The organism is Haladaptatus sp., from assembly GCF_049589095.1.
Classification (GTDB): domain Archaea; phylum Halobacteriota; class Halobacteria; order Halobacteriales; family Haladaptataceae; genus Haladaptatus.
The window spans coordinates 20,619-27,406 of record NZ_JBAWAC010000233.1 but is presented as its reverse complement, the minus strand read 5'-3'; the positions used below and the strand labels follow the sequence as shown (position 1 = coordinate 27,406).

Annotated in this window: 7 protein-coding genes and 1 pseudogene; 6 read left to right on the top strand and 2 right to left on the bottom strand. The window is 59.9% G+C overall.

Annotated features, from left to right (window positions below):
* From WBV42_RS07660 to WBV42_RS07645, 4 genes and pseudogenes are all read left to right on the top strand, one after another.
* Positions 1-797 (top strand): annotated as a pseudogene (locus WBV42_RS07660) (alkaline phosphatase family protein); the annotation flags it as partial.
* Positions 798-802: 5 nt separating this feature from the next.
* Entirely contained in the window at positions 803-1,822 is a 1,020-nt protein-coding gene (locus WBV42_RS07655) for a lipid II:glycine glycyltransferase FemX (RefSeq protein ID WP_423985492.1), read from the top strand.
* A complete protein-coding gene (locus tag WBV42_RS07650; RefSeq protein ID WP_423985491.1) occupies positions 1,819-2,868 on the top strand; it encodes a hypothetical protein in 1,050 nt (349 codons plus the stop codon). The genes WBV42_RS07655 and WBV42_RS07650 overlap by 4 nt, the downstream gene beginning before the upstream one ends.
* A gap of 122 nt (positions 2,869-2,990) precedes the next feature.
* The gene (locus WBV42_RS07645) at positions 2,991-3,551 is read left to right on the top strand and encodes a hypothetical protein (RefSeq protein WP_423985490.1); all 561 of its coding nucleotides are present in this window, start codon (positions 2,991-2,993) and stop codon (positions 3,549-3,551) included.
* A gap of 36 nt (positions 3,552-3,587) precedes the next feature.
* On the opposite strand, the gene WBV42_RS07640 is transcribed toward WBV42_RS07645, so the two are convergent.
* Entirely contained in the window at positions 3,588-4,004 is a 417-nt protein-coding gene (locus tag WBV42_RS07640) for an ester cyclase (protein ID WP_423985489.1), read from the bottom strand.
* A gap of 190 nt (positions 4,005-4,194) precedes the next feature.
* On the opposite strand from WBV42_RS07640, the gene WBV42_RS07635 reads away from it, so the two are divergent.
* Together WBV42_RS07635 and WBV42_RS07630 are read left to right on the top strand one after the other, a co-directional pair.
* Positions 4,195-4,800: a hypothetical protein gene (locus WBV42_RS07635; RefSeq protein ID WP_423985488.1), complete on the top strand. Its 606-nt coding sequence runs from the start codon at positions 4,195-4,197 to the stop codon at positions 4,798-4,800.
* Between the two features lie 90 nt (positions 4,801-4,890).
* Positions 4,891-5,484, top strand: a complete 594-nt coding sequence (locus WBV42_RS07630; protein ID WP_423985487.1) for a peroxidase-related enzyme — start codon at positions 4,891-4,893, stop codon at positions 5,482-5,484.
* A 180-nt stretch (positions 5,485-5,664) separates the two neighbouring features.
* Here the strand turns inward: WBV42_RS07630 and WBV42_RS07625 are convergent, their stop codons facing one another.
* On the bottom strand, positions 5,665-6,072 hold the full coding sequence (locus WBV42_RS07625; RefSeq protein ID WP_423985486.1) for an FxLYD domain-containing protein: 408 nt from the start codon (positions 6,070-6,072) through the stop codon (positions 5,665-5,667).
* Between the last annotated feature and the right edge of the window lie 716 nt (positions 6,073-6,788).

Genomic DNA, 6,788 nt, shown 5'->3' with positions numbered 1-6,788 from the left:
GTCCGGAGGACCGCCGCGGCCTGCTCCAACGAACGAATGACCCACTCCAACGACTGACCGCCGTCGCGGCGAAAGTCGGTCTCACGACCCATCGGGCTGGAAAGCTGTTGGACACGGTCGGACTTCGCGGGGTCGCGTCCGAACTCGTCCCGTCGGGGGTCGTTCGGGCGAGCAGTCGGCAAGTGGATTTCCCCGCCTCACAGGCGTACATGCGGGCCAGGATCGAATGTGGCGTCCGCATCAACTTGGCGGGACGCGACCCCCACGGTGTCGTTCCACCGGAGCGATACGAGTCGCTCCGGTCGGAACTCATCGACCTGCTCGCCGACGTCGAAGCACCCGACGGGACGCCGGTGTTCGAGGACGTGGCTCGGCGGGAGGAGTACTTCGACGGCCCGGAAGCCGAACGGGCGGTGGACATCGTCTCGGTTCCCGCCGACTTCGACAACTTCCTCTCGGCGGAGCTTTCGGGCCACGAGTTCGCCGAACCCGGCCAACCGTGGAACCACAAGCGAAACGGCATCGTTGCGATGGCTGGCGACGGCGTCAGTGGAGGGATTTCCGACGCACACCTCTTCGACGTGACGCCGACGGTGCTCGCGCTGTTCGGGATACCGAAGAGCACCGAAATGGACGGCGACGTTCTCTCGTCCGTCGAATCGGTCGGCGAGGAAGGGTACTCGACGCGACGGGAAACGGGTGAGACGATGGGTAGCGGACGGACGGACCCCGACGAACAGACCGCATCCGACGACCGGATGGCGAACCGACTCGCGGCACTCGGATATCTGGAGTGAGACAAATGACGATAGAAATTCAGGAAGCGGACGATAGCACGCTCGAACGATGGAACAACCTCGTGGAACGCTCGGACGGGGCGACCCCGTTTCATCGCCGCGAGGCGCTCACGCACCTCGCGGAAACGTCGAACACCGAGGTTCGATTTCTCGTCGGATACAAAGGGCAGGAGCCGGTCGGACTGTTCCCGATTTTCGTGACGACGAAAGGACCGTTTCGGATGGTGTACTCGCCGCCACCGCACCTCGAAGTGTACTACCTCGGTCCGACGCTGCTCAACTTCGCGAAGCTGAAACAGCGGAAGGCCGAACGGCGACACCGGGAGTTCATCGACGGCGCGATCGAATGGATCGAGGCGGAAATCGACCCGGCGTACGTGGACGTCCGAACCGTGGACGAGTACACCGACCTCCGCCCGTTCTCCTGGAACGGTTTCGACGTGTCCCCCTCCTACACCTACATCCTCGATCTGACGGGCGAGGACCTACTCATGCAGTTCAGCCGTGACGCCCGGAGCAACGTCCGGAACCGCGACGACGGCTGTACGATTCGGGAGGCGGGCGTGGCGGGAATCGAAGCGGTCATCTCCCAGATTCAGGACCGTCACGCGGCACAGGGGAAGGAGTACCGGATCGACCCCGAGTTCGTCACCGAACTGTACGAGCGACTCCCCGATGGCTGTGTCAGGCCGTACGTCTGCGAACGCGACGGCGAGATCCTGGGCGGCATGGTCACGCTCGAAACCGACGACACCATCTATCGGTGGCAGGGTGGCGCGAAATCCGACGTCGAGTTCCCCATCAACGACCTGCTGGACTGGCACATCATTCAGGAGGCACAGGAGCGCGGCCTGACCCGATACGACCTCGTGGGAGCCAACCTACCCCGCCTCTGCCGATACAAATCGAAGTTCGGGCCGGAACCCGTCGCCTATCACACCGTCCAGCGAAAATCGACCCGGATGCAGGCCGTGACCGGCGTGTACCGGCGGCTTCCCTCCGCGCTCAAGGTGGTCTCGGAATGAGCCGAACTCGACGGACATCCCTGAACCGCCGGACCTTCCTCCGCACGGCCGCGGGAATCGCCGTCGGAGTCGGCGTCGGAGGCGTCGCAACCGCCAGCGCCGACGGCGCTGGCGACAACCTCATTCAGACGGGACACGTCACGGATTCGAAGTACGTCCTTCAACAGGGCGATACCTGCGTTCCGCTCGCCGTCATCACCTCCGATTTGCCCGTCGAGAAGTTCTACAACTACCGTTCGTCGGACACCGATCCGAAGGGTTGGTACAGTTCCTACGGCCCGGCGAGTGCGCTCGAACGGGCCGAAACCAGCGAACTCTACCTCTACCGCGGGCCGAAGGGGACGAGCCTCGTCTTCATGCACGGCAAGCGCGGGAGCGACGGCGGCGGATCGGTGACGTTCCACATCTCCGGCCTTCCGGACGACGGCGAATGGGCGGTGGCCGACGATCAGTACAACGCGTCGACCAACTACGATACGTTCCAGAAGACGGACGACGAGTGGGACGTCGATTGGACGTGGGCGAGCGATGCGAAACACGGCGGCGGTGCCGACGGCGGTGCGTTCCGCGGGCTGACCCCCGACGATAGCGTGACGATACACCCCGCGTTCAACGAGGCGGCGCGGTTGTACGGACAGCACTTGGAGCGGGACTACGCCGGAAAAGTCGAGAACTGGAGGGCGCTCGCCGCCGATTCGGAGGGGAGTCGGTGGGCGTCGCTGAACATGACGAAACCGGTCGTCATCCACGCCGGACAGTGCGGCGGGTCCGGGGGAGGGAGCGGGACGGGAACGACGACGACGAAGTCCACGACGACCACGTCCACCGACACCGCGACAGGCACGACCACGACTACGAACACGAACACGGCGTCGGAAACCACCGAGAAATCGGCGGGGAACGACTCAGTCAACCAAACCGCCGCCAGTGGGCCAGGAACACAGACTAGTTCGCCCGTCGGACAGGACGGGTTGGGCGTGATGACTGCCCTCTCCGGCATTCTCGGGACGGGTCTCTACCTGTTCCGTAGTCGAAACGAGGAGTGAACGGCGAGTCGGGTCCTCCAGTAACGTCCGGTCGACTGTCGGTGAGTTCTATTTTCGGAATACCGTTCAGTACCCGATCAGCACCGTGAAAGCTTATGCTATCCGAACGCAACCGCTTCGCTATGGCTTCCAGACGACAACTCCTCGCCGCTTCGGGGGTCGCGTTCACGACCGGAAGCCTCGGGAGTTGCCTCTCCAAGGTCGGGCTCGCGAAGACGGGCGAACTCCAACTCAAGGCAATCTCCCTCGAATGGCAGTACAACGGCCAACTGTACAAGGACGAGCCACTCTGGATCGGATTTGACCACGGCGATGGAAGGATTTTCGGCAGATACGACCCCGACTTCGTCGGGGGGAGCGTTCGCTCTCCCGACGATATCGTCGTGAGTGAAGACCGCCATCACAAATTGTCCGCTCGATTCACCGTCAAGTACCTCCTCGGCGTCTGTGGGACGGATTTCGACAGCAGCGAAGAAGGCACTGGCTGTCTGAACACGTGGACATCCCGAACGGATTTCAACCGCGTACAGTTGGACGATAGGGCAGAAGTCCGGGTTACGGGCGAGCGGTTCGATGTCATCGACGTCTACGAAAACTCCTACACGATTCGGTCCACGGACGTTCACACGTTCGACTTCGTCAAACTCCACGAGGACGACGGCATCTCGACTGACGGGTTGTGAAATATTTCTCGACGAGGTCGGTCAATTACCGGACGGTCACACCGCGTCGAGTTGCTCCATGAGCGAGAGCATGTCGCTCTGTGTCCACGTTTCGATGAGACGCCCGTCCTCGAACCGATCGATCTCGATGGCGCGGAGCGTCACCTCCGTCCCTGTTGGCTCGATACCGACCATCGCCCCGTCCTGTGTGCCGACCATCGTCCAGCGAACGGCGACCTTGTCCTCGACCGCGAACGAATCCTCGACGGTGAACGACATGTCCGGGAAGATCTCGCGGGTCGAATCCGCAAGCGCCGTGTACAACTCCGGGCCACGCAGTTCCTCCGCGAGATCGCGGTCGTGAATGACGTACTCGGGATGGACGAGTTTCGTTGCGATGTCGGGATTCTCCCCGTTCCATACTCCCTCGTAGAGGCGGTGAACGCGATCTTCGTGTTCGTTGGCGCTCGTCATGTTCGTCCGATCAATCGTCGTCCCGATGCGTTACGTTTCCGGCGACCGGGATCGTGCCCGGGATCCGCCACTGAACGTGTATATATGTCATATATCTAACTAATAACCGAACTGCTACGATAAGTCAACAGACAGGACTGTATAGTTTAGATGCATTTTTAGTTAGTTGAACGTGTTCGTCCGTTTGCACATGCCTACAACACGACGCAACGTACTGGGCGCAGTCGCAACGCTCGCCGCCGTCAGCGCCGGTGCAACGCAGGTTATCGGAAAGAACGGACTCCCCATCGAACTCACACAAGTCGCGTCCGAGGAGGAGTTCGTCGTGTTCGAGAACACGTCCATGGACGACGTGGACGTCTCCGGTTACGTCGTTGCGTTCGAGTACGGCAACCCGGACACGGACCAGCGAAGGACGCTGCCGGACGACACGGTCATCGGCAACGGCCAGTCGTTCATCGTCGCGACCGGTGCGAAACGGGTCCCGGAAGCGGACGTGAAGTTCGATTACGAGGGTGAGGTCCTCAACAACGACGGCGAGGACGTCGTCGCCCTGCTCACGCCGGACGAATCGACCGTCGTCGCCAAGGGAACCGCCAGTTCCGTTTCCGACACGACAACCACTGACGGAAGCGAGTCCGGTGGGGGCGACGGTAGCGACGAGACGACCACCACCGAAACCGAGGATGGATCGGACGATTCGGTCGACGGAACGACCGACGACAGCGGGTCGACCGATACTGAATCCGAGAACGGTGGGGCGTCGAGCGACGACGGTTCCGAACGGGATTGTTGAATCGCCGGAACAGCCTCATCGTCTCGTGCGGTGATTTTTACTTTCACTTCGGACAACCGTGTTAAGATGACGCACGGCGAACCGAGTATCATGCCAGAGCCAACGCTCGATGACGAGGCACAGAGACGATTTCCGGTTCCCGAGTGCGACGAAATCCCCGACGACCTCCGGGAACGTATCGACGAGGAGACCGAACGCGCGGGGTTCACGCCGAACGTGTTCGCGGCGCTCGCGTACAAGCCCTCGCACTTCCGTGCGTTCATGGCCTTCCACGACGCGCTCGTGGACGACACGTCGCTCGACCGTGAGGAAGTCGAGATGATCGTCGTCGCCGTCTCGGGCGTCAATCACTGTTATTACTGCAACGTCGCCCACGGTGCGCTCGTTCGCATCTACGCGAAACATCCGCAACTCGCCGACCAGTTGGTGGCGAACTACCGACAGGCGGACGTGAGCGAGAAACGGATGGCCATGCTCGACGTGGCCGTGAAACTCACCGAACGCCCGACGGAGGTCTCGGAGGACGACCTCCAACGACTGCGCGACGTCGGCTACAGCGACGAGGAAGTCTGGGACATCGGGAGCGTGACGAGCTTTTTCAACCTCTCGAATCGAATGGCGCTGTTCGCCGACTGGCGACCCAACGACGAGTTCCACACCATGGGTAGGGAGCGGCGCGAGTAAGTACCAGTATCGTCCTCGACCTCCGTGGAGGGTAATCGATACTACGTTTGTCTGCCATCGGCGATCCGATCATCGCGACGTGCACATCCGATCGAGCGTTCTCCCCCTTCCCAGCAAACGTCAAGAGGTGCTACGAAAGCCGCCATACAACCATTTTTAGAACCACTCGTCGTGCCTCATTTATTTTCTATATACTTCTGTTGCGAGTTGGTAGTCGGCGACGCGTTTCGGATGTGCGTTCAGATAATCGATTTGGAACCCACCAGTCTCGTTCGGTGCAAGGGTTAACGAATCGATGCCATCCGAGGAAAGAACCCCTCCACGGCCGTCGTAGAACGTCGCCGTGACAAATACCTCGGCAGTGAAGTTGCCAGTCCATTTCAGTTCGCCCGTCACTGCGTAATCTTTCTTACCGTAGAAGGAATCAACCGCATGCCATGAATCCCCAAAAATTGCGGTATTCGGCTGCGTGTTGTGCCTCCGTCCTTGTATCTTGTTTTTCCGTCTGTTCCGTTTGTGATCGTGTTTGCACGCGACGGCGGTTCCGATAGCGGAGATACCCACAGTACTTGCGCCCACTCCTTTCATGAATTGTCTTCGTTGCATTCTCATCCTTTTCCTGGATTAATCGTCCACTTGAAACCGAAATGGACGGCACTGAAACCGCGATTCAACGTATCTATCTTTGGCTGCGATGTGGCGACGAGTTGCCAAATGGGACGATATCTATCGAATCGTCATCGATAATTTCCTTCGTGGACGAACCGCCCCAGGTTTCGTGTCAACCCTGAAGTGGTGAACACACCACTTCCCCGTCTCTATCACTAACGCATGTACGGTAGTCTACATGATATAAATTTGCAATTCATAGAGAATTTCTAGATTTGAAATACAATAGTTGAATGGAGTAAAGTATACTGTCGGATAGGGGATGGGATATTCAACGTGACGGTGAACGAGAACCTCGAACCGACCGGACATACGAAAACGGTACTGCTACGAACGGGGGTGGAATCGAACCACCGGGGCCACGAAGTGGCCGCCATCGACATTGCATCGATGGTGCTCCTACCAACAAGCAACCCGTTCCCGGCTCGAATCACGACGAGAGCGGATGATGTGGTCGTACCGGCAAAGCGGGGACGACCACGCGAACGGCAGTATGACGTCGGCACGACGTGTGATTGATTGGCTGTGCTCAAGCGTTGGGCGGGAGAGCATCAGGGAAGCACCGTTCCAACGCTCGCAGTTCATCCAATGACCGTATCGAGTATTGTTATGTGCTCCCTTCTTGGAGAATAACT